This is a genomic window from Nostoc sp. (genome assembly GCF_036917775.1).
Lineage (GTDB): Bacteria > Cyanobacteriota > Cyanobacteriia > Cyanobacteriales > Nostocaceae > Nostoc.
The window spans coordinates 23,998-48,414 of the sequence record NZ_JBALEQ010000095.1 but is presented as its reverse complement, the minus strand read 5'-3'; the positions used below and the strand labels follow the sequence as shown (position 1 = coordinate 48,414).

20 protein-coding genes are annotated in these 24,417 nt (G+C 40.2%); 7 read left to right on the top strand and 13 right to left on the bottom strand.

The window, feature by feature from the left end; genetic code table 11:
- Positions 1-10: 10 nt before the first annotated feature.
- Positions 11-730: a Crp/Fnr family transcriptional regulator gene (locus V7K69_RS19350; RefSeq protein ID WP_012412419.1), complete on the bottom strand. Its 720-nt coding sequence runs from the start codon at positions 728-730 to the stop codon at positions 11-13.
- A 524-nt stretch (positions 731-1,254) separates the two neighbouring features.
- On the opposite strand from V7K69_RS19350, the gene V7K69_RS19345 reads away from it, so the two are divergent.
- The gene (locus tag V7K69_RS19345; protein ID WP_335037168.1) at positions 1,255-2,019 is read left to right on the top strand and encodes a DALR anticodon-binding domain-containing protein; all 765 of its coding nucleotides are present in this window, start codon (positions 1,255-1,257) and stop codon (positions 2,017-2,019) included.
- A gap of 180 nt (positions 2,020-2,199) precedes the next feature.
- On the opposite strand, the gene V7K69_RS19340 is transcribed toward V7K69_RS19345, so the two are convergent.
- Positions 2,200-3,051 carry a Cof-type HAD-IIB family hydrolase gene (locus V7K69_RS19340; RefSeq protein ID WP_335037167.1) on the bottom strand — a complete coding sequence of 284 codons (852 nt, stop codon included), beginning with the start codon at positions 3,049-3,051 and terminating at the stop codon, positions 2,200-2,202.
- Between the two features lie 288 nt (positions 3,052-3,339).
- Positions 3,340-4,038 carry a PEP-CTERM sorting domain-containing protein gene (locus tag V7K69_RS19335; RefSeq protein ID WP_335037165.1) on the bottom strand — a complete coding sequence of 233 codons (699 nt, stop codon included), beginning with the start codon at positions 4,036-4,038 and terminating at the stop codon, positions 3,340-3,342.
- A gap of 549 nt (positions 4,039-4,587) precedes the next feature.
- Between V7K69_RS19335 and polA the strand changes: the two genes are divergently transcribed.
- The gene (polA, locus tag V7K69_RS19330) at positions 4,588-7,521 is read left to right on the top strand and encodes a DNA polymerase I (RefSeq protein ID WP_335037163.1); all 2,934 of its coding nucleotides are present in this window, start codon (positions 4,588-4,590) and stop codon (positions 7,519-7,521) included.
- Between the two features lie 218 nt (positions 7,522-7,739).
- On the opposite strand, the gene psb27 is transcribed toward polA, so the two are convergent.
- From psb27 to V7K69_RS19300, 6 genes are all read right to left on the bottom strand, one after another.
- Positions 7,740-8,144, bottom strand: a complete 405-nt coding sequence (gene psb27, locus V7K69_RS19325) for a photosystem II protein Psb27 (protein WP_175586534.1) — start codon at positions 8,142-8,144, stop codon at positions 7,740-7,742.
- 494 nt (positions 8,145-8,638) lie between these two features.
- On the bottom strand, positions 8,639-9,337 hold the full coding sequence (locus V7K69_RS19320; protein ID WP_335037161.1) for a phosphatase PAP2 family protein: 699 nt from the start codon (positions 9,335-9,337) through the stop codon (positions 8,639-8,641).
- A 221-nt stretch (positions 9,338-9,558) separates the two neighbouring features.
- Positions 9,559-10,701: a 7,8-didemethyl-8-hydroxy-5-deazariboflavin synthase subunit CofH gene (gene cofH / locus V7K69_RS19315; RefSeq protein WP_335037159.1), complete on the bottom strand. Its 1,143-nt coding sequence runs from the start codon at positions 10,699-10,701 to the stop codon at positions 9,559-9,561.
- 48 nt (positions 10,702-10,749) lie between these two features.
- Positions 10,750-10,953, bottom strand: a complete 204-nt coding sequence (locus V7K69_RS19310; protein WP_335037157.1) for a hypothetical protein — start codon at positions 10,951-10,953, stop codon at positions 10,750-10,752.
- Positions 10,954-11,513: 560 nt separating this feature from the next.
- Complete coding sequence (locus V7K69_RS19305) at positions 11,514-12,689, bottom strand: hypothetical protein (RefSeq protein WP_335037155.1); 1,176 nt, start codon at positions 12,687-12,689, stop codon at positions 11,514-11,516.
- 390 nt (positions 12,690-13,079) lie between these two features.
- A complete protein-coding gene (locus tag V7K69_RS19300; protein ID WP_163927486.1) occupies positions 13,080-13,271 on the bottom strand; it encodes a CbtB domain-containing protein in 192 nt (63 codons plus the stop codon).
- Between the two features lie 707 nt (positions 13,272-13,978).
- On the opposite strand from V7K69_RS19300, the gene V7K69_RS19295 reads away from it, so the two are divergent.
- The 4 genes from V7K69_RS19295 to V7K69_RS19280 all read left to right on the top strand — a co-directional run bounded on the left by V7K69_RS19295 (position 13,979) and on the right by V7K69_RS19280 (position 17,904).
- A complete protein-coding gene (locus V7K69_RS19295) occupies positions 13,979-15,004 on the top strand; it encodes a multicopper oxidase domain-containing protein (protein ID WP_335037153.1) in 1,026 nt (341 codons plus the stop codon).
- Between the two features lie 165 nt (positions 15,005-15,169).
- Entirely contained in the window at positions 15,170-16,207 is a 1,038-nt protein-coding gene (locus V7K69_RS19290; protein WP_335037151.1) for a helix-hairpin-helix domain-containing protein, read from the top strand.
- Positions 16,208-16,387: 180 nt separating this feature from the next.
- Positions 16,388-16,822, top strand: coding sequence for a ferritin-like domain-containing protein (locus tag V7K69_RS19285; protein ID WP_012412436.1), 435 nt, complete (start codon positions 16,388-16,390; stop codon positions 16,820-16,822).
- 113 nt (positions 16,823-16,935) lie between these two features.
- Positions 16,936-17,904 (top strand): FTR1 family iron permease, encoded by a 969-nt coding sequence (locus V7K69_RS19280; RefSeq protein WP_335037148.1) that lies wholly within the window; start codon positions 16,936-16,938, stop codon positions 17,902-17,904.
- Between the two features lie 102 nt (positions 17,905-18,006).
- Here the strand turns inward: V7K69_RS19280 and V7K69_RS19275 are convergent, their stop codons facing one another.
- Positions 18,007-18,942 carry an ABC transporter substrate-binding protein gene (locus tag V7K69_RS19275; protein WP_335037146.1) on the bottom strand — a complete coding sequence of 312 codons (936 nt, stop codon included), beginning with the start codon at positions 18,940-18,942 and terminating at the stop codon, positions 18,007-18,009.
- Positions 18,943-19,345: 403 nt separating this feature from the next.
- Here V7K69_RS19275 and V7K69_RS19270 point away from each other — a divergent pair, with 403 nt between their 5' ends.
- Positions 19,346-20,845, top strand: a complete 1,500-nt coding sequence (locus tag V7K69_RS19270; protein ID WP_335037144.1) for a family 10 glycosylhydrolase — start codon at positions 19,346-19,348, stop codon at positions 20,843-20,845.
- A gap of 290 nt (positions 20,846-21,135) precedes the next feature.
- On the opposite strand, the gene V7K69_RS19265 is transcribed toward V7K69_RS19270, so the two are convergent.
- From V7K69_RS19265 to V7K69_RS19255, 3 genes are all read right to left on the bottom strand, one after another.
- The gene (locus V7K69_RS19265; RefSeq protein ID WP_335037142.1) at positions 21,136-21,741 is read right to left on the bottom strand and encodes a molybdenum cofactor guanylyltransferase; all 606 of its coding nucleotides are present in this window, start codon (positions 21,739-21,741) and stop codon (positions 21,136-21,138) included.
- A 13-nt stretch (positions 21,742-21,754) separates the two neighbouring features.
- Positions 21,755-23,812, bottom strand: a complete 2,058-nt coding sequence (locus V7K69_RS19260; protein ID WP_335037140.1) for a thioredoxin domain-containing protein — start codon at positions 23,810-23,812, stop codon at positions 21,755-21,757.
- A gap of 168 nt (positions 23,813-23,980) precedes the next feature.
- Entirely contained in the window at positions 23,981-24,136 is a 156-nt protein-coding gene (locus V7K69_RS19255) for a hypothetical protein (protein WP_179072865.1), read from the bottom strand.
- Positions 24,137-24,417: the final 281 nt, after the last annotated feature.

Below are 24,417 nucleotides of genomic sequence, written 5' to 3'. Positions count from 1 at the left end.
GAACTCTGCTTTAACCAGCCCTATTAATCGATTCTGCTGGCAAACAAATTAAATTATCCCCTTGGGTAAGGATTAAGCCACGTTGACGCAGCTTACCCATCAAGCGGGTAACGGTGACACGGGTCGAACCAATCGCGCTACCAATTTGGGCATGGGTGAGGGGGAAAGGCAGACAATAGCCGCGAATCACATCAGGATCGGTGTCGCTCATTGCTGGCTCTCCATATTCCTCAATTAACAATGTGAGAAATCCTAAGAGTCGATCAATTGTACGGCGTTGTCCCAAGGCACTCAGCCACAGCAGCTTACGCTGGTGCTGATACCTAAAGGCATCCATAACTTCACGACGGAAGTGAGGCCAGTTGTCTAGGTCATGCCAGTACATCCACAGCACCGCAGTTTGGTCAACATGGGCGTAAGCCTGGAGTGTAAATGGAGACTGAGCAACAATTTCAAATGGCTGTCCCGCTCCCACAAAACCCAAGAACGCTTCTTCTGGGGTTCTGTTGATTCGTCGAGACGTTAGCTGACTAGCTGTTGCACTAACTTGGGCAGTTCCTACCATGCGGATCGCACCCCTTTGCACCAAATATAGCAATCCAGGGCGGGCTGGAATGCGTTCATCTTTGCTAAAGGTACGGCATCGATAGTGTTCTTGAGCCCAGTCAAGAATTCGTTGCCAAGTTAAAAAAGGCCGTGATGCCTCAGAAAAGGAGGATGGAGATTGCATAGGTAACAAAGAGCGTTCGGCTGAAGACAAAGACGTGATCAAAAGGTGCAAGGAGTGTCTTTGTGTTGACGAGGCAGGCTTAACGCCTAACAGCGCCAGCCAATCCAAAGAATAGAAAGCAAATTACTCTCTACTCTTTTGTTATACTTCCTACTGTACAATGATGGTAGTAAAGTTTACTTACTATTCATCGATTATTCATCAAATTTTATCCTCTTCTCATTTTTCTTCATCTAAATTAAATTTATACCGCAAGATAGATGACAGAAAAGTAACAAATATATCTTACATGATTGTTTAAATAATATTACGTGCATTATAAATTACCAATTAGCAAATATAAATCAATCAAGCAGTTATTGTACAGTTATTTAATAAAATCACTAAGCATTGATACTTATAACGCAGATTATGAAAGCATAAAAGATAAAAAAATTTATCTACATAAAGATAGAGATGAAAATAGAGTTTTATATACCTCAAGTGTGTCCTTGCAATTGTCAAAATCTCAGAATCGAAAAGCTATGGAGCTTGCTAGTGCGATCGCATCTGATTTATCAAGGACTTGTGGTGACGTTTTTAGCATCCAAATTGTTCCCCCTGGCTGGATACATTTTGAATTGACTCACTTGACCTTAGCGACTTGGTTACAAAGTCTCGTAGTCGGGAGTTTGGGGGAAAATGGGAAGCAGGGGAGCAGGGAGCAGGGAGTAGGGGAGGATGAGGGAGAAATCAATTCAAAATTCAAAATTCAAAATTCAAAATTAAAGAACTTCTGCCCTCTGCCTTCTGCCTCCTGCCTCCTGCCTCCTCTTTCCCAATCCCCAATGCCCAATTCATTATTTGCTGTTCAGCACGCCCATGCACGTTGCTGTTCACTGGTATTGCTGGCTCATCGAGAAGGATTGATTAAACTTAGAGAACCAGTTCCAACTATTAGTCCAGCTTTTTGGAGTGTTATTTCTCCTAAACCTTTACCTTGGCTCAACTGTGATGAAACATTACGGCTAAATCATCCAGGTGAGCGTCGTTTAATTGCCGAGTTAATACAAGTAGTAGACAACATAGAGTCCCCTGATATTAACGGTTCTGTGAAATGGGAAAAAGTGGCGCTGAATTTGAGTCAAGCTTTTGAAAACTTCTGGTCTAATTGCCGGATTTGGGGTGAGGTGAAAGTTACATTACCAGAGTTAGCACAAGCTAGAATCGGATTACTTATGGCTACTCAGTCAGTATTAAGATACGTACTAGAGGAAAACTTGGGTGTTTTTGCGCTCTTGGAGTTATAAATCGGTAATGTCGCTTAGGCACAAATAAAAACTTTTATAATAGCTATTGACTCAATGCCTCACCTCGGATACATTAGCAGGTGTGTGAGGAGCGAACCAGCTAGGGCACCGAGACGAAACACGGCCAGTCGTCGGTGTCCTTTCTGATTTATAGGGTTTAGGCTTGAAAAAGTGTCCTCATTACAGCAAAAACTTTTCAATTGCTACTGCTGCTCCGTCTTCCTCTACACTAGGAGCTACCCACCGCGCGATCGCTTGGACTCCTTCGGGTGCGTTACCCATAGCTACACCAAGTCCAACAGACTCTAGCATTTCTACATCATTGAAGTTATCACCAATCGCCATAACGTTGGCTATCTCTAATCCCAGTAATTCTTCGGCTAGATAACGCACAGCAGTTCCCTTATTCACAGAGGCGTTAGTTGCTTCAAAAAAGGTAGCAACAGATGTTGTGAGATAAAGTTCAGCAGGTGTATATTGGCAGCGCAAATCCCCTAGTAACCGATCGATTAAATCTATGTCATCAGACAAAGCGAGAATTTTTGTCGGTTCATTTGTTAAAGTTTGGCGCAAATCACCAACGGCAATCGGAGTAATATCAGAACGTTCTGCATAAATTCTGGTTTCTCTGGTTAACTCACGGACGTATAGCTGATCGTTGATGTAAAAGTGGACAGATAGGAGCGATCGCAACTCAGGCTGTTCAAAATAGTCGAGTAACTGATGGGCCATTTCTCTGGAAACAGCGCAATGGCGATGAATTTTTTGAGTAATTGGATCTTGAATCCAGGCTCCCTGATAAGCCATTAATGGTAAGGTAGAGCCGATGTCTTGGTGAAAGCGCAAGGCTGAACGATACATTCTACCTGTAGCGATCGCGACTGGAATTCCTCGTGCTTGGACTGCCACAATAGCTTGCTTTACACCTGCGCTGATGGTGTTAGAGTGTCCTGCGATCGTGCCATCTATATCCAAAACTAGTAGTTTAATGTCTTTTGCAGCAGCCTGATAATCGGTAGATGCTTTCTGCATAATTTCCTAGATTTTAAGTTCCAGTAAGAGGTTAACAGGAGTGGGGAAGTATTAGCAAAAATTCGGTTCTATAGTCAACCTAATTTTTATAACATAATGATTCTCAATCACACGATTATAGATTGCTATAGGATTTTTAAATATTGCTCAAAATTTTTCTAAATTCTGGATAATAATCATCACAAAAAACCCCAATTCTTGAAAAAATTGGGGTTTTTAATTTAAATTAAAAAACCTGATGGATAGATAGGATGGAAAAAACCAATTATTCAAGAAAGTCTATGAATTTTACCTTTTGATCCAGCTTTTTTTGCGTTGTGACAACAGACAAAGCCCAGCAATTAAACCAACTCCAAGTGTGGCAGAGGGTTCAGGTATCGATTTAACATCATCGTAGTCATAAGTTACTTTGATATTTGCTTTGGCAAGCGTTTGAACATAAGATGCTATGTTGCCCGAACCTGAAACTACTGAATTGGCTGTAGCTGAGAACAAAAAGTCTATGTTGCTATTACCAATGAAAGACTGCAAGAATTGGGTATTAGTTAAAGACTGAGTACCAGATTGTGTAGCAGTTAGTCCAGAAACAGTCTTTCCAGATGTACCACCAAAATCAATGCTGTTGTCAAATTGACTAACTCCGTAACTGAAGCTATTTTGTGGATTGAGCGCAAACAGAGACTGATTATTTAGTTTTAAGGCGAGTTGACTGGCAAGATTTACTGTCACCTGACTTGAAGTATTACCTGTGTTTTCAAAACCTGCATTTCCAAGTATGTCGCCAGTAAATCCTATCGTTACACCCTTGAGAGTGCCTAAAGATGAGTTAAATTGTTGGATGCTCAGAGGTGCATCAACGATATTTGTCAATTTATAATCAATGGAACTGGTGTACGAGAGAGAGCTTGCATTAGCTACTCCAGAGTTTGCAACTATTCCTACCAAAGTTGTTGCAGCTGCCAGAGTGTTCAATAATTTTGTTTTCATGATGAAAGATTTTTTCTAAAACGAATCATTACGGAATTACTCACTTATTTCTAACTCTGAAACTTTACTTGTAGGCTTGATAAATACACGTAAATTTATGTAAAGCTTTTATATTCAAGTCCTGTGGAAAATATACTTATTGTTTGGTACATATAAAGTTTTATTAAGCAAGATAGGCTTTGATTGTGGTAGTCTGATGTCGAAATACTAAGCTAGTGTTTGTTGGTTCCTGAGAAGTAAACTAGGTATATCGAATTAAACATAAAGCGTTCAGGAGTATAGAGCCCGGATTTCTGCTGAGAAGTTGAGGATTTGGTTACTATCTGGTTAGTATGTTGATACTCACGTACCTAATTAGCGTAGTATACCTGACAAAAGTTGCTTCTACTCGGCTTCGGTACTAAAACTGCAATGCGTATATATTGATACGTCTAAAATAATACATAAATTATTTCGCACTCAAAAAGTGCGCTATTATCGCTAAAACCAAGTTGAACAAGCATCTGAAATTGCTAACTATGTGACAAAGCTTCTGGCTAAAATAGGGCTATGTCTGAAATCACTTCTGTAACTACAACACGCCCCACGTTCATCCTCGTAGATGGACACTCACTGGCATATCGTTCATACTTTGCTTTCGCCAAAGGGCGAGATGGAGGACTGCGTACTAAAACGGGGATTCCTACAAGTATATGTTTTGGTTTTGTGAAGTGCCTGCTGGAGGTAATGGCAACACAACAGCCTCAAGCAATGGCGATCGCTTTTGATTTGGGTGAGGCCACTTTTCGCCACGAAGCTGACGAGACTTATAAAGCCGATCGCAAAGAAACGCCAGAAGACTTCATTCCCGACTTAGAAAACCTGCATGAGTTACTGAATGGCTTCAATCTACCGATTTTCACTGCCCCTGGTTACGAGGCGGATGATGTTTTGGGAACCTTAGCACAGCGAGTAACTGCTGCTGGGTATAGGGTGAAGATTCTAACTGGCGATCGCGATTTATTTCAACTGATCGACTCTGACAAAGAAATCACTGTTCTGAACTTTAGTCCAGATGCCATAAAACGCTCTACAAATAGCATTACGGAATTTGAGGCAGAACAAGTCAAAGAGAAAATGGGCGTTTTACCTACACAAATTATCGATTTCAAAGCTCTTTGTGGTGACAAATCAGATAATATTCCTGGAGTTAAAGGGATTGGCGAAAAGACAGCAGTACAACTACTAAATACCTATGGTTCCCTTGACAATATTTATGCTGCATTAGATGAAATTAAAGGCGCAACTCAGAAAAAACTAGCAAGTGGTAAAGAAGATGCCGATAAGTCTCGCTATTTAGCAACCATTGTTTTAGATGTCCCTATAGAAATTAATTTAGAAGATTGCAAATTAAAAGGATTTGATACAAGCGTCTTATCCCCCATTTTAGAAAAGTTAGAATTCAAGTCTTTTTTAGGGAAAATCAACGACCTTCAACAACGTTTTGGTGGCAAAATTGAAGAAAAGCAAGAAGCCAAAACAGACGTAGTTAATCCTAAATCAGAATTGAGAGATGATGAAGATAATGATTTGTGGTTTTTCAGTGCTAGTGACACAGCAGCAGTTCCGCAACAATCGACTTCTCCCATTACACCACGCATCATTAACACCGAAGCCAAACTAACTGAGTTAGTGAAACTTTTGCAAACATTCACCACCCCAGATATTCCCGTTGCTTGGGATACTGAAACTACCGCTTTAGAACCAAGAGATGCTGAGTTAGTAGGAATTGGTTGCTGTTGGGGAATGCAAGCAGATGAGGTAGCGTATATTCCTCTGGGGCATAAAACTGGAGAAAATTTGCATAAAGATTTGGTGCTAGAAGCATTACGCCCAATTCTTGAAAGCGCTGATTATCCTAAAGCTTTACAGAATGCTAAATTTGATCGCTTAGTTTTAAAGTGTCAAGGGATTAATTTGGCAGGAGTAGTCTTTGATCCTATGCTAGCAAGTTACATTCTAAATCCAGATTCAAGTCATAATTTGATGGATTTAGGGCAGCGATATTTGGGATTGATAGCAAAAAGTTACTTAGATTTAGTTCCTAAAGGCAAAACCATCGCTGATATAGATATTCCCTCTGTTGCAGATTACTGCGGTATGGATGCTTATTCTACCTTTGGCTTAGTACCGAAATTGCGTGAGGAACTGGAGCAAATTCCAACTTTGTCTAAGCTATTAGTGGAAGTGGAACAGCCACTAGAAGCGGTTTTAGCCCAAATGGAATACACGGGTGTCCGCATTAATTCAGCTTATTTAAAAGAACTTTCGCAGCATTTAGAAACGGAGTTAGCTAGGTTAAAAGAGGAAGCAACTAAAATAGCTGGGGAAAATTTTAACTTGGGTTCTCCTAAGCAATTGAGCCAAATATTGTTTGAAAAGTTGGGGTTAAGTACCAAACATTCTCGTAAAATTCAAACTGGCTTCTCTACAGACGCAGCCACACTAGAAAAACTCCAAGAAGATGATAAAAGTGGTTTTGTTGAGGCGATCATTGAGTATCGCACTCTATCTAAATTAAAGTCTACTTATGTTGATGCCTTACCTGCATTGGTGCGTCCAGATACCCAGAGGGTGCATACTGATTTTAATCAAGCAGCAACATCAACTGGTAGGTTATCTTCATCTAATCCAAATTTGCAAAATATCCCCATTCGTACAGCTTTTAGTCGCCAAATTCGGAAGGCGTTTTTGCCTGAAGCTGGTTGGTTAATGGTGGCTGCTGATTACTCACAAATTGAATTGCGGATTTTGGCTCATTTGAGTCAAGAACCAATATTAGTGCAAGCATATCAGCAAAATGAAGATGTTCACACTGTTACCGCGCGGTTAGTCTTTGAAAAAGAAAATATAACCTCAGAAGAAAGAGGAATAGCAAAAACTATCAATTTTGGCGTGATTTATGGAATGGGTTCTCTAAGATTTTCGCGCTCAACTGGAATAGATAAGAACATTGCCAACGAGTTCATTAAGCGGTTTAATGAACGATATCCTAAAGTTTTTGCATATTTGGAGCAAGTAAAAAAAGAAGCGATCGCTCTTGGTTATGTAGAAACTATTCTTGGTCGCCGTCGTTACTTTGATTTTACTAATAATAGTTTACGTAGATTAAAAGGCAGCAATCCAGAAGAGATTGATCTGGGTAAATTGAAGAATTTGGGACCTTATGATGCGGGTTTATTACGCTCGGCGGCTAATGCACCAATTCAAGGTTCCAACGCTGATATTATCAAAATTGCAATGGTAAGACTGCATGAGGTTTTGAAGAACTATCAGGCGCGTTTGTTGTTGCAAGTACACGATGAATTAGTGTTTGAAATTCCCCCTGATGAGTGGGAAGAATTACAACCGCAAATTAAGTCGGTGATGGAAAACGCAGTTCAGTTGAGCGTACCGTTGCTGGTAGAGGCGCGTGTCGGTGAAAATTGGATGGATACAAAGTAAGTTGAATTTGGGACTGCGGATTTAGACAATTTTTAGTGAAAAATTTAAAAGGTAATCAAGAGTCAAAACTTTTGACTCTTGATTCTTGATGATTGAATAGATAATAAGCTGTTTCACATTTAAATTGCATAATTTGGGCGGGCTTTTCGGCCTACCCCACAAGAGTTATATTTAATTTGGTTATGCAAATTTAGATGTTTTTTCGCTTAGTCTAAAAGTTAACCGCCACGCTTTAGCGCTGCCTCAACCTGCTGTAATTCCTTCTCTAAACGATTTTTGAGTTTTTCGGGTACGGGACGATTTGGGTAAGAACTGTAGTGTCCAGCCAGGGAATTAAGGGCTGTCCGCATGGTTGTAAAGGAACCAAGACCAGAAACAGAGTTAACTCGCTGATAGCGAGCCGAAAAGTCATTAATTTTCTGACGCGCTTCTGCTTGAACTGCTGTTTTGTCTGATGAATCTTGTGATAGATTCAGAGCCTGTCTCATCACATTGACCACAGCTAAGGTATCTTGGCGATAATCCCCAGTCAAACTATCTGGACTGCCAGAACAGCCCATTAAGCCGATAGACACAACCAAAACCAGCGCAAGCAAACGCGACCAATAGCGCTTCATATGCATTAATTAAAAGAATACGTAAATCAACGTCCATCCTATCTTGGATTGGTAACTTGGGGATCAATTGAATGGGGAGTAGGAAGTTGGTAAGAGCTATTTCATTCCCTAAAAGGCATTAATTTACAAGCATCTTGGGCAAAAAATTAGGTGATGAAAAATCTGATTGGACGATTGTCATAGTTATGCCTTTTCTGGGAGAGCAAGGCTTCTCTACAAGACGCTACGCATAGTTTGCTTCGCCGTATGAGTACAGTAACGCACTTAAATTTACTTGTTGAGGCGGTAATTTTTCGATTACCAACTGGGTGCAGATTTCTCGCTTAGACTCTTGACAAAATTCCTGCGGCAGTACTCGGCGAGTAGGGATTTCAATCGTCGATTCTACGAAATCTTCAGAAGGGGTAATGCTCTCGTTCTGGGCTTACTACTTAGAGTGAGAGCAACAGTTTTCAGTCTGTTGAAAATAGTGATTTATAGAATGAGAGGTTGAGACTATGTTAATCAACTGACTTCCCTTGCCTCAATCTTTGCAATTTCAGCATCGTAATACATATCATCAGCCACAAAAAGCCGACTCCATAACCTGCAATTATGTCTGTGGGCCAATGGACTCCTAAATATAAGCGGCTAATACCAATAGCAGCAATTAAAATAACTGTCAAACTGTAAATCAACTTGGCAAAGCGAGGATAATGAGTTGCCAATTCGTGAGCAATAAAACCATAAAGCACCATAGAACCAAGTGCATGACCGCTAGGAAAACTAAAAGATTTTTCAGAAATTAATTGATGCCAGAGTTCCGGGCGAGGTTTAGAAAAAAATAACTTTAGCCCTGTATTTAAAATGAATGCTCCCAGGCAAGCAAGTAGAAAAAATCTTGCTTCTTCTCGATAACGTCGCCACCAAAGTAATAATAGATTAACGCCGACAACAATGACTACTGTGGTAGGATTACCAAGATTTGTAATAAACAGCATTAAATTATCTAAATTTGGATTGGCAAACTGATGTAGCCATAACAGAAAATTAGTATCAAATCTAAAAGCATCTCGCTCTAAAACCTCTTCAGCCAGTTGTGCTAAAACAAAAAGGATGAGAAGACAACTAGTAAGTCCAACAATACCAATTGTCGTAATTAAGGGAGCCAAACGAGGGTGTATATGATGCAACCAGAAGTTAGAAATTTTTCTAATCATACTTTAATATCATTTTTATCGCTGTGCCTGTGGGGTTAAAAATTAATTTATTTAAGGGGCTTCCAAAAAATAAATTATCCAAAATTATTTGTATATTAGTAGGGGCGCAAGGATTTGCGCCCCTATTAAACCCAAAGGTAGAAAGAACACAGAGTAAAGAGATTGGAAAGGAATTTTTTAACTAAAATTTTTATCCACCTTGAAAGGGCTACTGCTAACTCTTAAATCCTAACTTTTTGATAAAGAGTCTCACGTTGTTGATAAGGTCGTCCTAAAGAAGCGATCGCAGTTTCTAAAGTTTCCACTTCCATACATGTACCACCCAAAGCACCCGCCATTGTGGTGATATGCTCCTCCATCAAGGTGCCGCCGATATCGTTGCAACCCCAAACTAGGGCTTCGGTTGCACCTGCAAGCCCCAGTTTTACCCAACTCTGCTGATGGTTGGGAATCCAATTACCCAAGTAAATCCGCGCCACAGCGCCTAGCAGCAGCGCATCGCTTAAAACTGGTTGATCGCGTCCAACACGGCGACGTAAGGGTTTGGGCGCTTCTTGACCAACAAAGGGTAATAAAATAAACTCTGTGATTTTTGCGGGATATCCCTGATTGATGGCAGTTTGTTGGAGCGATCGCAATTTTTCTAAATGCCCAATTTGCTGCTCGTGAGTTTCAATATGCCCAGATAACATGGTGCTAGTGGTATGTAAGCCTAATTTATGAGCGGTGCTGACAATTTCTAGCCAAGTTGCTGTATTAATCTTCTCTGGACACAATATCCGCCTTACTTCATCGTCTAATACTTCTGCTGCTGTTCCCGGCATTGAGCCAACGCCAGCATCACGCAAAGCAATAATTACATCGGCATATTCAAGTCCATCAAGTCTGGCGATAAATTCTACTTCCTGGGGAGAAAAAGCGTGGAGATGAATCTGCGGAAATTCCTGTTTGATGGTTTCCACTACCTTGATGTAGTAGGGCAAAGATTTACCATTTACCAGCGCTTGTGGATTTAACCCACCCTGCATACAGATTTCTGTTGCACCCCGTCGCACTGCATCTGTTGCCTTTTCCAAAATTTGCGCTGAATCTAACCAGTATGCACCGACATCACCATCATCTCGACGGAATGCACAAAAACTACAGTGCTGTTCACAAATATTAGTGAAGTTGATATTACGGTTAATTATGTATGTAACCGTATCGCCTGCTTGGGTATGGCGAAGTGCGTCTGATGTAGCACGAATTGCTGCGATCGCTTCTGGCTCTGTTTGTTGTAACAATACCACTCCCTCTTGAGGAGATAAGTCGTACCCCATCAAGGCACGCTCAAGAATTTTTTCCACAGAAATTTTCGTTAGCATTATTTTCTCAGTAAATCTTAAATTGAAGATCCAGTAATAAATAAAATTTTACTTAATAAATATACCAAGGTCTGGAGAATCCCATGCTCGAAGATAAGTTTTACCTTTAAAATTAATCTCTTGATATTTATTCTGTTTACTTTTTTTAGTTTCCATTGAAATAATCCTACAAGGTTCAAAATCTTGATAAGAATCTTCTTTTTCTAAAACTGCCGAAATATTGGTTACATTAATATGTTTAATTTTAACCATTTCTTGATTCTTTTGCTGCCAAAGTAACCAAAAAAATATTCCCAAGGGTCATTTACCATTGATAGCCCAATAGTAGAGCATTTCTTTGAATTTAAAAACTCAACTGCTCCTATATAAGTATTTTTTAGGTAAGGTCTATTAATAAAATACTGATTAATTCTCTAAGTTTGGAATATATTGTTGATATTAACAATAGGTTTATACCTATTATGAAATATCCAAGGCGATGATGATATTAGTAAAAACGTTACTATAACAATTGCTATTTTTTGCTTTTTAAGCTGAGATAAAACAACACCTAAGAATGGGGACATTAAGATAAAAAAAAGGCAAATGAAGACGACTATTCCAGGCTTGCCATTTCACAAAGTAGCAAAATAGAAATAACAAAAAAATAGTGTGATTTTACCACAACTATTTTAATTTATTAATACGCATCGTTGTCTTAAGGACTTGCAAAAAATAAATTATCCCAAATTATTTATAGTAGGGGCGCAAGTCCTTGCGCCCCTAAGATGGGATATTTTTTTAACTAGCAGTCCCTTAGCGGAAACTCTTAGTTAAGCATTGGTATTACTAATTTCTCGCGGTGTTCGTCGGTGCTGTATTAGTAATCCAATCGCCATACCAATGCCGACGAAGGCTGTAAAGTAGAATAAACCAATTAATCGGATATAAATTGGTGGTGCGATCGCTTCAACTTCCACTTCTTGAGCTACTTTTACTGGTGCAAATTGACGGTTAGATCCTGGTAGAGGAGTTGCTTCCACCTCGATTTTGTGGGGTGAACCATCAAAAAACTGTTCTTGCCATGTTAACTTACCTTGCTCGTCGGGAATACCTTTGTAGTCAAAGACTGTTAAATTATGTTCTGTGGCGATCGCTTTAACTTGCAATGCGACATCAGTGATCGGTTGTCCTGCTGTATCTTTCAGTTGTAGTGCTAAATTTGCAAGTTTTCCGACAGTTGCGTTTTTATCTCCGTCAAGGCTAATTTCCAATCCCTGAGATTTTTGAGATGATGGTGCAATTACTTCGGTACTACTTGGATGGTGTTCACTGCCATGAGCTTCTGCAACTTCTGCACTAATATTGATAACTAATAGGGTTACTATAGCCACTACTGTCAATGCACTTAATAAAAGGCGTACTGACTGTGGTGCAATTTCTCCTTGTTGTAGTTCTCCTTGTCCGCCGATAACCCAACCACCTAACAATCCAAGTGATAGTAAAATAGCTGCGATAATCACAAAATATTTATATTTGGTCGGATTTTCGTGGACATTTAGATTTAAGCTTTGCTGATATGGAGCAAAAGCATTTGCTACTAAAGGTGACACATTCACCAGTAATTGGTATTTACCACGAATGGGTAACATTTGCTGAATTTCTAGCTTACCATCAGGTGCATTAGCATCTATTTCCAACAATTTTGTTCCTTCAACAAGAGGGAAATCTGTTGTTAACCAAGGATTACGCGGTGGTGTTAGAATTTGTAAGCTAATTTTGGTATTTTCTAAATGTTTACCCGCAGCATCAACAGCTTGTAAAGTCAGGGTAACAGGAGATTGTGGTTTTTCTGCCTCTGCTTCAAAGGGAAGAATACGTTCTAAAGGTGGGTTGGTAGAGAGTAGCACTCTGGATGTAGGAGTTTGGGAATTTCCTACAAAGGAATAAAGAATTGACAAGGTGATGCAAACAGCACTTATAACCCCAAAAAGCCGATATTTTTTCATAAAAACTTACGGTAAATGTGAAACTTTTGTACTTTTTACAACTTACAGCAGTTTTCATGTGTATGAACCACATTCGTCGTAGTATGGGTGCAATATCTACGCTCCTAACGTATGGTCTATTTACCTGAAAATCGCTGTAAAGCTTAATAGCAGTGGATGAAATTTACTCCAGATTCTTATTACTAGGTAAAAGAATTATTCATAAATTCAGACATCATCAAAAATACAGTTAAGGTAATGTGGAGATGAAAAAGCATCTCTACATTACCTAAAAGTTATTTCCAAAGCAAAAAAACTGGTGCGAAACCTGGGATGTTTTAGCGTTGTAACTTTGTTATGTTAACTAGCAAAGTTTTTCATTCACCTAAAAAATCTTGGGATTATGATAATTTAGTGACATGCAACGCCTAATGTATGGTGACGCGCTGAATGTGCTGTGTTATGAACCGCAGGATAGGTGGAGAACAAAACAGTCCAGATCACTAAAGAAGATAGCAGCATATAAAGTGTTACCTGCACAGGCTTGGATAAGGTAATACCTGCGGTTTTCTGCAATACTGACATTTGAGAAAAAGTAGTCATTTTTGACCTCCGATAATTAATTTGGGTAATTTATCAATCAAAAGGCATGATGCCACTTGATTGGAAAAAGATATACGATCAACTTTGTCTTTGACAAGTGTGTATCAAATGTATTGTGTAATTTGACTTTAGTGAATACTATACTATCCTTTTAACATCGGCTCATCAGGATGTAGAAATCTCCACATAAAATCCATACAAATAACAAAAGAATGACACATGGATTTGAATGACGGCATTTTCAAAGCTGATAACACGAAGGTAACAGATTAAAATTAAAAATCAAAAATGCTCATGTTACCAAGTATCCAAAATTCCTTGAAATGTAATTTATCTTATCTCTAAGCCAATTAAATACACTACTGATTACCGATGCTTGCTTGTGTCTATATCCAAGATGCTATTATACTCGTTGTTTGTACTACAGGTATTGCTGAAGCAATAAGCATATCAGGAATAGGCATAAAACAGTTAGGTTTTACCAAATATAATTTATACATAATTTAAGCGTAATAATACCGTCGAAATAAAATAAGACTGGCTAAAATTTTTAAAGACTGATTCTAGCTTGATCTAGATTTAGCAACCTAAATAACAGTTTTTAAGCACTATCAAATTATTGACAATAATTATTAATTCCTCTAAGCTTTAAAAGCAATTGCAAATCTTTTGCAACTCTTTTTTGGTGCTAACCGTAGCTAAATGTCATGCCCAACAACTTCGCTCTAGGTAACGGAAAGCCTTGGAGCCGCCGTCAATTATTGAAGCTGGGACTAGCAGGTGCTGGAGTGACTGGTGCAGCTGGACTTTGGCAAATGCTAAATCTACAAAGCAAGTCAATCGTCAAAGTACCACCATTCAACATGGAAGCACCAGACGATGTTACTAACCCGATGAAGATGTTAAGGGATTTTGATTATGGGACGGTAAAGCAAGAAAATGGGCGGACTATCCGTGAATTTCAGCTAACTGCTGGTACTTCCATCATAAAGCTCAATAGTGCTGTCTCTTACAACATCTGGGACTTAAATGGTCGCATACCAGGCCCAACGCTACGGGCAAAACAGGGCGATCGCATTCGAATACTATTTCTCAATAACGCGGGACATTCTCACTCTTTGCATTTTCATGGGGTTCATCCGGCGGAAATGGATGGTGTTCGCCCAATCAGCAACGGTAGCGCCACAATTTATGAATTTGATGCTGAACCTTATGGTGTACACCTGTACCACTGCCATATTGAACCAGTCACCCGTCACATTGCCAAGGGACTGTACGGGATGTTTATCATCGATCCACCTACTCCCCGTCCCCCGGCTGATGAGATTGTATTAGTGATGGGTGGGTATGACGTGAATGATGATAGCCATAACGATTATTACGCTTTCAACGGTCTGCCGCACTATTACATGCATAATCCCATTCGTATTTACAAAGATCAGTTGATTAGGCTGTATGTCCTCAACATCATTGAATACGATCCAGCAGTGACTTTTCATCTCCATGCCAACTTCTTCGATGTATATCGCTCTGGCATGAGTATGACTCCTAGCGAGAAAACTGATGTGATTACGATGGGTGTAGCGGAAAGGCACATCTTGGAATTTGCTTTTCGCTACCCAGGTAAGTATATGTTCCATCCCCATCAGGATGCGATCGCAGAAAACGGTTGCATGGGTCAATTTGAAGTACTTACTGAGAGTAACTCTCAAAATACTGTTAAAAAGTCTTAAATAAATAATTTGTCATTAATTTATTAAAATTTTAGTTTAACTAGTTGATAAAAACTGTCATTATATGTCAAAGTAAAGTCTACTACAACGTGTCAAACAAACTAGCTTCTACTAATAGTTTGAAATGTTTCAATTAATACCTTTTTATTGGTGTGAGGAGCAAAAATGATAAAAGTTCGTTATATCTGCTTAACTATTGCAACTGCGGCAATAATTACCTTGAGTTCCTGTAGCAGTACACCAACCGCAGAAAATCCATCAGCACCAGTTGTTAGTACCCCAGCTACAGAGGCAGTCAGTAATAACAATCACAGTGGTCATGGTAGCAAAGAAAAAATTAACATTAACACTGCTATATTGTCACAATTAGATAAGTTTGAAGCCAAACTAGGTGTTCCAGCTTTATCTAACAAAATCCAGGCAGGTCGTCCTTATGGCAGCCCAGAAGATTTAGTTACTAAAAAAGTAATTACTCAAGAACAATTTGACCAAATTAAAGACCAGGTTGGTGTTCAAGAAGTGGCACTCACGGGTGAGGCAAAAGATGTTGACTACATGAGCAAGTTGGGCTTAATGAAAGGGCATCTTTTGGTAGCACGAGAATTGCTGGATCAAAATCAGCCAAAACAAGCAGAACCTCATATTGGACATCCAGTTGAAGAAATTTATGTTGATGTAGAAGAGCAATTAAATGAGCGCAAAGTCAAAGAATTTAAAACAACATTAGTGAGTTTGCAAGATTTAGTAAAATCTAGTCCGAAGGATAGCAAAGTTAAAACTAATTTTACTTCTTCAGTGCAAGCAGTTGACGGAGCGATCGCAGCTTTGCCAGAAGCTCAACGCTCAAAACCAGGATTTGTGCTACAGGTAATTAACGAACTGCTAGATTCAGCTAACTCCGAATATGGCGCTGCGATCGCAAATGGTAAAATAACTGCGCCTATCGAGTATCAAGACTCCCGTGGTTTTGTCGTTTACGCCAATGATTTATACAAAGGAATTTCTAGTCAAGTAGCCCAAGCAGATCCCGAAGCGCACAAAGCAATCGATTCTAGTTTCGCGGAACTAATAAAAGTTTGGCCTAGCGCCATCCCACCAGCTAAAGCAGTCAAAACACCTAGTGATGTCACCAAGCTGGTGAAAACCATTGAAGAAAACTCTCAAAAAGTAGTCGACAAATCCAATACCCAAGCACAGCGATAACACTTTGTTTTAATGGAAAGCTGATGCGAAGGAGTTTAAAATGATGAAATCGTTAAGAGTTAGGGGTTATGAATTAAGAGTCCTGAGTTAAAAATCCCGATTTACTAACTCTTGACCTCCAACTCCTCACTCCTAACTTCTACCTAATTACACTCCATTCGTTACTTGAACTAAGAACTGATGCAAGAACTTGACTATAAAAAGACTATCGACTTGCTAAACGCCATCATGGAATTTGAATTAGCAGGAGTAGTGCGTTATACACATTATTCTTTGATGGTGACTGGCCCTAACCGTATTCCAATTGTGGCTTTTTTCAAAGCACAGGCAAGCGAGTCTTTACTTCATGCTGAACAAGTAGGAGAAATTCTCACCGGTTTAGATGGGCATCCCTCCTTGAAAATTGCTCCAATGGAAGAAACTTACCAGCATAAAGTCAAGGATATCTTGGAAGAAAGCTTATCTCATGAAAAAAAGGCATTGGATCTGTATAAAAATCTGCTTGAAACTGTCACCAATGCTAGTATTTATCTGGAAGAATTCGCTCGCGGTATGATTGGACAAGAAGAGATGCATAATCTCGAACTGAAAAAGATGCTACGCGATTTTAGCTAATAGTCATTAGTCATTGGTCATTAGTCATTGGTCATTGGTCATTAGTTAAAAACAAATTCAAATGACAAAAGACAACTGACTAATGACAAAAGACAAAAGACAAAGGACAAAAAATGAATTTTAGTACTGCTCTACCTACTTTTGTAATAACGCTCCGAGAAGGAGTAGAAGCGGCCCTTGTTGTTGGTATTGTGCTAGCGTTGCTAAAAAAAGCTAAACAATCCCGACTCAACTCTTGGGTATATGCTGGTATCGGCGTTGGCATTGTTGTCAGTGCTTTTATAGGTGTGCTATTCAGTTGGGTAATTCAAATACTGGGAGCAGCGAATCCTCAATACACCTCGGTAGTTGAGCCAGCCTTGGAAGGTGTATTTAGCGTATTAGCGATCGCAATGCTCAGTTGGATGCTAATCTGGATGACTAAACAAGCCAGATTCATGAAAGCTACGGTTGAAGGAGCAGTAACAGAAGCGCTGACACAAAACTCAAATGCTGGCTGGGGTGTTTTTACTTTAATTTTAATTGCCGTTGTCCGTGAAGGCTTTGAAACTGTTCTGTTCGTTGCTGCTAATTTTCAACAGGGATTAATGCCAGCATTGGGTGCTATTGCTGGTTTAGTAGCAGCAACAGCCATGGGAGTGCTGCTATTTAAATGGGGTGTCAAAATTAACATCCGCCAGTTTTTCCAGGTAATGGGCGTTTTCTTAGTGTTGATTGTCGCTGGGTTGGTAGTTTCAAGCTTGAAACACTTTGACGAAGCTGTGGCTAACCTTGCCCTTAGCAGTCGTGCCACAGAAGGACTTTGTTTCTATTACGAACGTTTTACAAAAATACATTCTTGTATTTTGGGGCCAATGGTTTCAAATACTTCCACAATCTTGCCTGACGAACAATTTCCTGGGATTATTCTCAAATCTTTATTTGGTTATAGAGACAATCTCTATCTTGTACAAGCAGTGGGATATGTGACCTTTTTACTCACCATTGGAGGATTGTATTTCCGTAGTCTTGGAGGTGCTTCTCCCGAAAGTAAAAAAAATATCCCCTTTGGTCAAAAACCGATTAGTTCTGCAAAAGATTAAAAGCACAAACAACTAGAACCCCGACTTATTTAATAAGTCGGGGTTCTGAATCCTTGCAATTTTCACAAATCAAATAAAATTACTATATTATATTTAATTCAACTAAGTGCCCTGTGATGCAAAGAACACTTCCTTAAGCTGCTGACAAGCCTTTTCAATTGCATCTATACTACCTGGATTGACCAAACCAAAATAATCAAACACATATACTCTGTTATTTTTAGTTGCTTTTAATTGCTGCCAAAAAGCTTCCTTTTTTAGCGAATCTAAAAGTCCTGTTTCCGAATTACCTTGTGGGGAATTAATCAAAATTATCACCTCTGGATTTGCTTCTAAAACTTTCTCAGGCGAAAGCGTCACATAGCCACCAATTGGGCTTTTTCCTTGTAAATCTGCGGCGATATTTTTTGCCTGAAATTTTGCTAACAAATCCCCTGCCCAACTACTTTTATTCGGCGCTAAAATTGGTTGACGGCTAACCAATGCTAGAGTAGAAAAACCCTGAGTTGGCTTTTCTGGTAAGAAACTTTTGTAACGATTTAACAAAGGTTGAGGATCGGCATCAATTGATTTAGCAAGAGTTTTTGTAAGTTCTTCTAAAGATTCCCAGTTATTCACCTTAGTGAGAAAAGTCGGAATTCCTAGCTGCTGAAGTTTTTGTATTGGGATGTTAGAAAAACCTTCTGCGCCAATAACTAAATCTGGTTTTAGTGCCACCACTTTTTCTAAGTTTGGTGGGTTTTGTCCTTCACTAACACGGGGAATATCTTTGAACCTTGAGTCATTCTTAAATAATTTACTGCCAGTAATTCCGACAATTTTTGTTGGAGTAAGTCGAGAGATGATATCCGCAGAAAGAGAAGAAAGAGCAACAACTCTTTTTGCTGATTCTGTTGGTAATTGTTGAGAATTTATCTTTGTCGTCTCAGTCGGGTTTGGGACTTTTATTTGTGCCTGCTGAGTGGTTGCAGTCGTGCAAGCAGCTAAAACTATACTCATCAAAAGTGCTAAAGCAGATAAGAGCCAACGACGATACATATTAAAATTCCTTCTGGAGTAGGATTGCATAAAAAGAATAGTCAGCACCACATTCAAAAATTGCAAATGTAGCTTGTAGCAATATAGCTGGGATTAACAATATCAGAGATTGAAAAGATGTGGCTAATTACAATACCTAAAAATCAAGCTCTTCTTGTTTCAAAAAAATACTGGCTGTGGCAGATTTTTACTAACTAATGTAGATTTCGCATCTACCTAATAGTAGATAATTTTTTCAGATATACCTTTTTTTTATCAAAAATGCGGCAAAACCAATAAGGCTTTGGCAGTCTTGAAAAAATAGGTTTTAAAACCCTTGTGGCTTAATTATATAATTCGATACACGTTGCCCACGATTATCTAAATTGGGGTCGATGATTATTGTGTCCATCTACTGGTAGGTATGTCTAACCATCCTTTGAACATTGCAAGATCAACATTATTTTGGCGGCGTATATTTGCTGTTCTTTTCACTACTAGTTCGTTGCTCCCTAACTTTGGAACCGAACCAGCAAGGGCGCAAGTAAGCCAATATTGTCAGTTATCATCATCGGCGGTGAAAGAAAAAGAAAACTTACGTTTATCAGCTCTTAAAGGCAATCAAGATGCTCAAATCCGCTACCAAAACTTAATCAAAAAACAGGCACAGGAATTACAGCAGTGCCGCACTCGCACTTGGCCACAAATCCAAGCTGTCTGGTTGCGCTTGTATCCCTGTGATATTCAGCCAGGAATAGTTGACCAGATTATGGATCGGATTGTCAACCGTGGCTATAACCAAGTTTATTTGGAAGTATTTTATGATGGGCAGGTATTATTGCCAGCAAAAGCGAATCCAACAGCTTGGCCTTCTATAATTCGCACTCCAGGGACAGAAAACATCGATATACTCGCCACAGCAATTCAAAAAGGTCGGCAACGTGGTTTGAAAGTCTACGCCTGGATGTTTACTAACAATTTCGGCTATACTTACGCCCAGCGACGAGATAGAGAAAGTGCGATCGCTCGCAATGGCAAAGGTCAAACCAGCCTATATGTCGTAGATAATGGCTCTCAAGTATTTATCGATCCCTACAACTCGCAAGCAAAAAGCGATTACAACCAATTAGTAAAAGAAGTTTTGCGCCGTCGTCCAGATGGCTTGCTATTAGATTACGTGCGCTATCCGCGCCAAGCAGGAAGTGATTCCATCGCCACCAAAGTTTCAGATTTATGGCTATATAGTCCTGCAATACAAGAAGCTTTATTTAAACGGGCACTGAATTACAAAGGACTAGACTTAATTCGACGCTATTTGAGCAAGGGATATGTCACCGCCGGAGATATCGCGGAAATCGATCAACTTTATCCCCAAGAAGGGGAACCGCTTTGGCAAGGACGCATTCCCCCACCAGCGCAAAAATCAATTCTGTCTGCAACCGACAGACAACCACTTTTGCAATGGGAATTGTGGCAGCTAGCAGTTGCTCACGCCATGCAGGGAATTCTAGATTTTGTCAATATAGCCAGTTACCCAGCAAAGCAGCAAGGAGTTTCCACGGGAGTAGTGTTTTTCCCTGATGGCAACCAAACTGTAGGACAAGGGTATGATTCTCGCTTACAGCCTTGGGATCGCTTCCCCACTACATTAGAGTGGCATCCCATGTCTTATGGAAATTGCGGTAATGTCAGTTGTATTGTGGCGCAAGTGCAACGGGTTTTGAGTATGACAAAACCAGGGACTAAAGTGATTCCAGCTTTAGCCGGCAAATGGGGAGAATCGGTCAGTAATCGTCCTTCCCTAGAAGTGCAAATGCAGGCACTCCAACAATTTGCGCCCCAACTGAAAGGAGTTAGCCATTTTGCCTATTCTTGGCAATATCCTGAAAATGATAACGATCGCAAATTTTGTCGCATTCGGTAAATAACATAATTCTGAGAGTGACAGGCACTTGTGCGATGGTATTGGCACGCAAAAATAAAGTAGTGGTGTGGCAGAATCTAGCCTTATCACAGGTTGAGATAGACTAAAAATCATTAATGGTGAGGATTATAGGCTTTTGGTAATTGATGCTTGGGCGATCTCTTTGCGTTGTTTTTATCTCACGCAGAGGCGCAGAGGCGCATAAAATTCTAGATCCAAAGACGCGATAAATCGCCGTCTCTACAAAGGACTGATTATTGTAGAGACGGCGATTTATCGCGTCTCTTACCTTAACCAAACTGCTGTAAAACCAAGTCTTCTGGTGTATTACAGTTAAATAGCATTTCTGGTTCTGCTAAAGGCAAAACTTCCACCGGATATTGCCGTAGCCATTGCTGAAACGATCGCCCCCCTTGGTTGATAAACTTTAAAAGTTGTGGCAAACAACGACGGCGATAGAAACCACATAGAGGTTCCCAGCCTTTGGGATTATGAGCTAAAGCTGCGATCGCATTATCCCCCACGCTATCAAGTCTAGTTACCCAATCTTGTAACACCTCAACCCGCAATCTCGGCAAATCGCAAGCTAGCAACAACACCCATTCTGTCTGTACTTCGGCTAGTCCTTGGGCAAACCCAACTAAAGGCCCGTGGGCAAGAGGTTCTCCAGATAAAGGTACTTCTCGGATAAATTGGCAACCAGGCAAAAGCAAATCTTGATACCGTTCTGTCCAGGGAGTGACTATATAAACAGTATCAGCACAGCTTTGAGCGATCGCACAAACTCGTTGCAACAAAGGTATCCCTTGAATGGGAATCAAGGCTTTATCTTGACCCATCCGAGAACTTTTACCGCCAGCTAACACAATAGCGGTTAATTTGCTTCGGCTCGTCATTGCCCCATGCCCATCATCCCCTATTCTGACTTTTCTCCACTTGCTGCAATAAATGTTCTACACTTTCTGCTGGTGCAAGACACTTCAAACCTTGGCAAACTAACCCAACGCTTCCCTCTGGTAAATCAGATGTAATGGCAAACACAGCCGTTGGTAGAAACTTGGGGATCAGCGAGTTTATTTGCTCAGTGGTGCTGCGAATCAAGGTAGAATTTCGATACCAATCCAAGGCTGTAAATAAACTAGGACAAGCCTGGGGAGAGCGCTCCATTACACTCTTAAAAGCTTTTAAACCAAGTTCGGCTAAATCTAAATAATCTAGATTATCGGTGAGTAAAGCGAGACGAACAAGATTAGCGATCGCAATTCCATTCGCTGACGGTGTAGCATTATCTACGTAACTGCGTTCTCTGACAATTAAATCTTGACTAGAATCGGTTGATGTGTTATGGTATCCGCCTAATTCTACGCTCCAGAGAAATTCGTTAAATTCATCTTGGATAGCGATCGCATTTTCTAACCATCGCTGATTCTCAGGGTTGGAAGCTTGTAAATCTAGCAGAGCTTTAATAAACAAAGCGTAATCTTCAGATTGGGCTAAAACGGTTGGTTCGCCTTGATAGTTGAGTCGCTGAAAACGCCCATCTACAAACTGATTTTCTAAGATAAAATTCGCCGCTTGTGCTGCTAATTCCAAATATGATGGTTGTTGGAAAACACCAGCAGCCTTAGCTAGCCCAGAAATCATCAAGCTATTCCAGGCGACAATCATTTTCGTATCTGTCACCGAGGGAATGCGACCTGGCCAATTAGTGGTTTTTGCTTCTTGGTTGTTACGAGCCGGGGGAAAAGTTTCTAGCGACTCAGAACTAACGCCATAGCGAACAATAAACAGCTTACTCAGTGAGGTTTCTAGCGTTGCACTCAGTTTGCCAGAATTCCTTCTTTGTAAAACATTACGTCCTTCAAAGTTGCCGTTAGGGGTAAAAGTAAATTGTTGTTGTAATTCTGTTAATTCTTCAGGCGTTAACAGTTCTTGAACTTCGCTGTAACTCCAAACATAAAAAGCTCCTTCTTCTGGTTCTACTGCCGTAGGTTCAGTGAAGCTGTCGGCATCTTGAGAAGCATAGAAGTAACCTTCCGGCGCGGTCATTTCCCGCTTTAGCCATTGTACAGTCCCAGCAACTGCTGTCTCAAACGCTGGTTCTTGGACTCCTGCACTCCATAAATTTCCTAGATACTCCACAATCTGTCCATTGTCGTAGAGCATCTTTTCAAAATGCGGTACTGTCCAAGTCGGGTCAACAGTATAGCGATGAAAACCACCACCTACATGGTCATAAATGCCTCCCAGCGCTAAATCTAGTCCTCGCTGGGTACAAACTTGCTTACCATCATAACGAGATTCAAAATTAAATCTAGTTCCCCGCAATGCTAATTCTGTATAGGGAATCATCGGAAAGCTATTACCAGATTGACCAGGAGTAATTACACCTGTGCTGGTTTCCCAACCTTGGCGGAGTAATTCGCGGTCTTCAAGCTCAGTTGTTGTACCATCTTGCAATACCGCAGACGTGAGCAGGGACTCGATAATTAAGGCTTTACGTTGCTGTAATTCTGCTTTTTCGGTGTCGTAATAACGGCGAAGGGCTTGCAACACCTGCAAAAATCCCGGACGACCATAGCGCGGGTCTACAGGAAAATAAGTCCCGGCATAAAACGGCACTAAATCTTCTGGAGAAAGAAAAATATTTAAAGGCCAGCCTCCTTGACCGCTCATCATCTGCAAAGCCTGCATATAGATGCTATCGAGGTCAGGTCTTTCTTCCCTGTCTACTTTGATGGGAAGATAATTGGCATTCATGTAGTCAGCGATCGCAATATCAGAAAAAGCTTCGCCTTCCATGACAGTACACCAGTGGCAACTAGAGTAGCCAATGGAGAGAAAAATCGGTTTATTTTGCGCCCTTGCAGTTGCAAGCGCTTCGTCACACCAAGGCCACCAATCAATGGGGTTTTCGGCGTGTTTGCGGAGATAGAGGCTCTTAGCTTCAGCAAGGCGATTAGTCATGATCAAATGCAAATAGTTGCCTTCTTTGCTCAGTCTACCTTGTTCCCAAGAGTGTTAACCTAGACAGCTATGTATATGCAAGATAATCCCACAAGTGACTTAGCCCAAGGGATAAGAGTAGTGTATGTCACTAATATCGCCGACACCTGTGTAAGTTGTGAAATATTTTTATTGAAAAGATCGCAATAGCAAGCTGACAATATTTGGTGGCGTTTCTTGCACAGGTGATGCTGTCTTTGACTGAATTAAAGTATTTGGGCTAAGTCCTGCTATCAGGTGGAGCAAGAAGGTGATGATGGCGGCTTGTATAAGTTTTTCCAGCATGGCACGTCTCTTGTGAGTGGATAGCATTTCAATTAGGACTGATTATTCTAAATACACCTCGTACTATCGATTTACCGAATCTAACAAAAATAGCTGAATAATTGCTGAGGGAAATCCTAAAAAAATGTTTAAAATGTTACAAATATTTAACACAAGTCCCTAAGCAAGTTGGATTTCGGTTATCGGTTTAATGAAACATCGCCAAGGTTATCTAGCAAAGTCCGAGATTATGAGGTTGGCGATAATTAGAGTTTTTTGATTTGTTCTTCCCTACATGGGAT

Excerpts from the sequence above, each read along its gene's own strand:
- V7K69_RS19290 (WP_335037151.1), top strand. The coding sequence starts at position 15,170 with ATGATAAAAGTTCGTTATATCTGCTTAACTATTGCAACTGCGGCAATA.
- V7K69_RS19345 (WP_335037168.1), top strand. The coding sequence starts at position 1,255 with ATGGAGCTTGCTAGTGCGATCGCATCTGATTTATCAAGGACTTGTGGT.
- cofH (WP_335037159.1), bottom strand. The coding sequence starts at position 10,701 with ATGCTAACGAAAATTTCTGTGGAAAAAATTCTTGAGCGTGCCTTGATG.
- V7K69_RS19285 (WP_012412436.1), top strand. The coding sequence starts at position 16,388 with ATGCAAGAACTTGACTATAAAAAGACTATCGACTTGCTAAACGCCATC.
- V7K69_RS19275 (WP_335037146.1), bottom strand. The coding sequence starts at position 18,942 with ATGTATCGTCGTTGGCTCTTATCTGCTTTAGCACTTTTGATGAGTATA.
- V7K69_RS19300 (WP_163927486.1), bottom strand. The coding sequence starts at position 13,271 with ATGACTACTTTTTCTCAAATGTCAGTATTGCAGAAAACCGCAGGTATT.
- V7K69_RS19270 (WP_335037144.1), top strand. The coding sequence starts at position 19,346 with ATGTCTAACCATCCTTTGAACATTGCAAGATCAACATTATTTTGGCGG.
- polA (WP_335037163.1), top strand. The coding sequence starts at position 4,588 with ATGTCTGAAATCACTTCTGTAACTACAACACGCCCCACGTTCATCCTC.
- V7K69_RS19310 (WP_335037157.1), bottom strand. The coding sequence starts at position 10,953 with ATGGTTAAAATTAAACATATTAATGTAACCAATATTTCGGCAGTTTTA.
- V7K69_RS19280 (WP_335037148.1), top strand. The coding sequence starts at position 16,936 with ATGAATTTTAGTACTGCTCTACCTACTTTTGTAATAACGCTCCGAGAA.
- V7K69_RS19260 (WP_335037140.1), bottom strand. The coding sequence starts at position 23,812 with ATGACTAATCGCCTTGCTGAAGCTAAGAGCCTCTATCTCCGCAAACAC.
- V7K69_RS19305 (WP_335037155.1), bottom strand. The coding sequence starts at position 12,689 with ATGAAAAAATATCGGCTTTTTGGGGTTATAAGTGCTGTTTGCATCACC.
- V7K69_RS19335 (WP_335037165.1), bottom strand. The coding sequence starts at position 4,038 with ATGAAAACAAAATTATTGAACACTCTGGCAGCTGCAACAACTTTGGTA.
- psb27 (WP_175586534.1), bottom strand. The coding sequence starts at position 8,144 with ATGCATATGAAGCGCTATTGGTCGCGTTTGCTTGCGCTGGTTTTGGTT.
- V7K69_RS19350 (WP_012412419.1), bottom strand. The coding sequence starts at position 730 with ATGCAATCTCCATCCTCCTTTTCTGAGGCATCACGGCCTTTTTTAACT.
- V7K69_RS19320 (WP_335037161.1), bottom strand. The coding sequence starts at position 9,337 with ATGATTAGAAAAATTTCTAACTTCTGGTTGCATCATATACACCCTCGT.
- V7K69_RS19295 (WP_335037153.1), top strand. The coding sequence starts at position 13,979 with ATGCCCAACAACTTCGCTCTAGGTAACGGAAAGCCTTGGAGCCGCCGT.
- V7K69_RS19255 (WP_179072865.1), bottom strand. The coding sequence starts at position 24,136 with ATGCTGGAAAAACTTATACAAGCCGCCATCATCACCTTCTTGCTCCAC.
- V7K69_RS19340 (WP_335037167.1), bottom strand. The coding sequence starts at position 3,051 with ATGCAGAAAGCATCTACCGATTATCAGGCTGCTGCAAAAGACATTAAA.
- V7K69_RS19265 (WP_335037142.1), bottom strand. The coding sequence starts at position 21,741 with ATGACGAGCCGAAGCAAATTAACCGCTATTGTGTTAGCTGGCGGTAAA.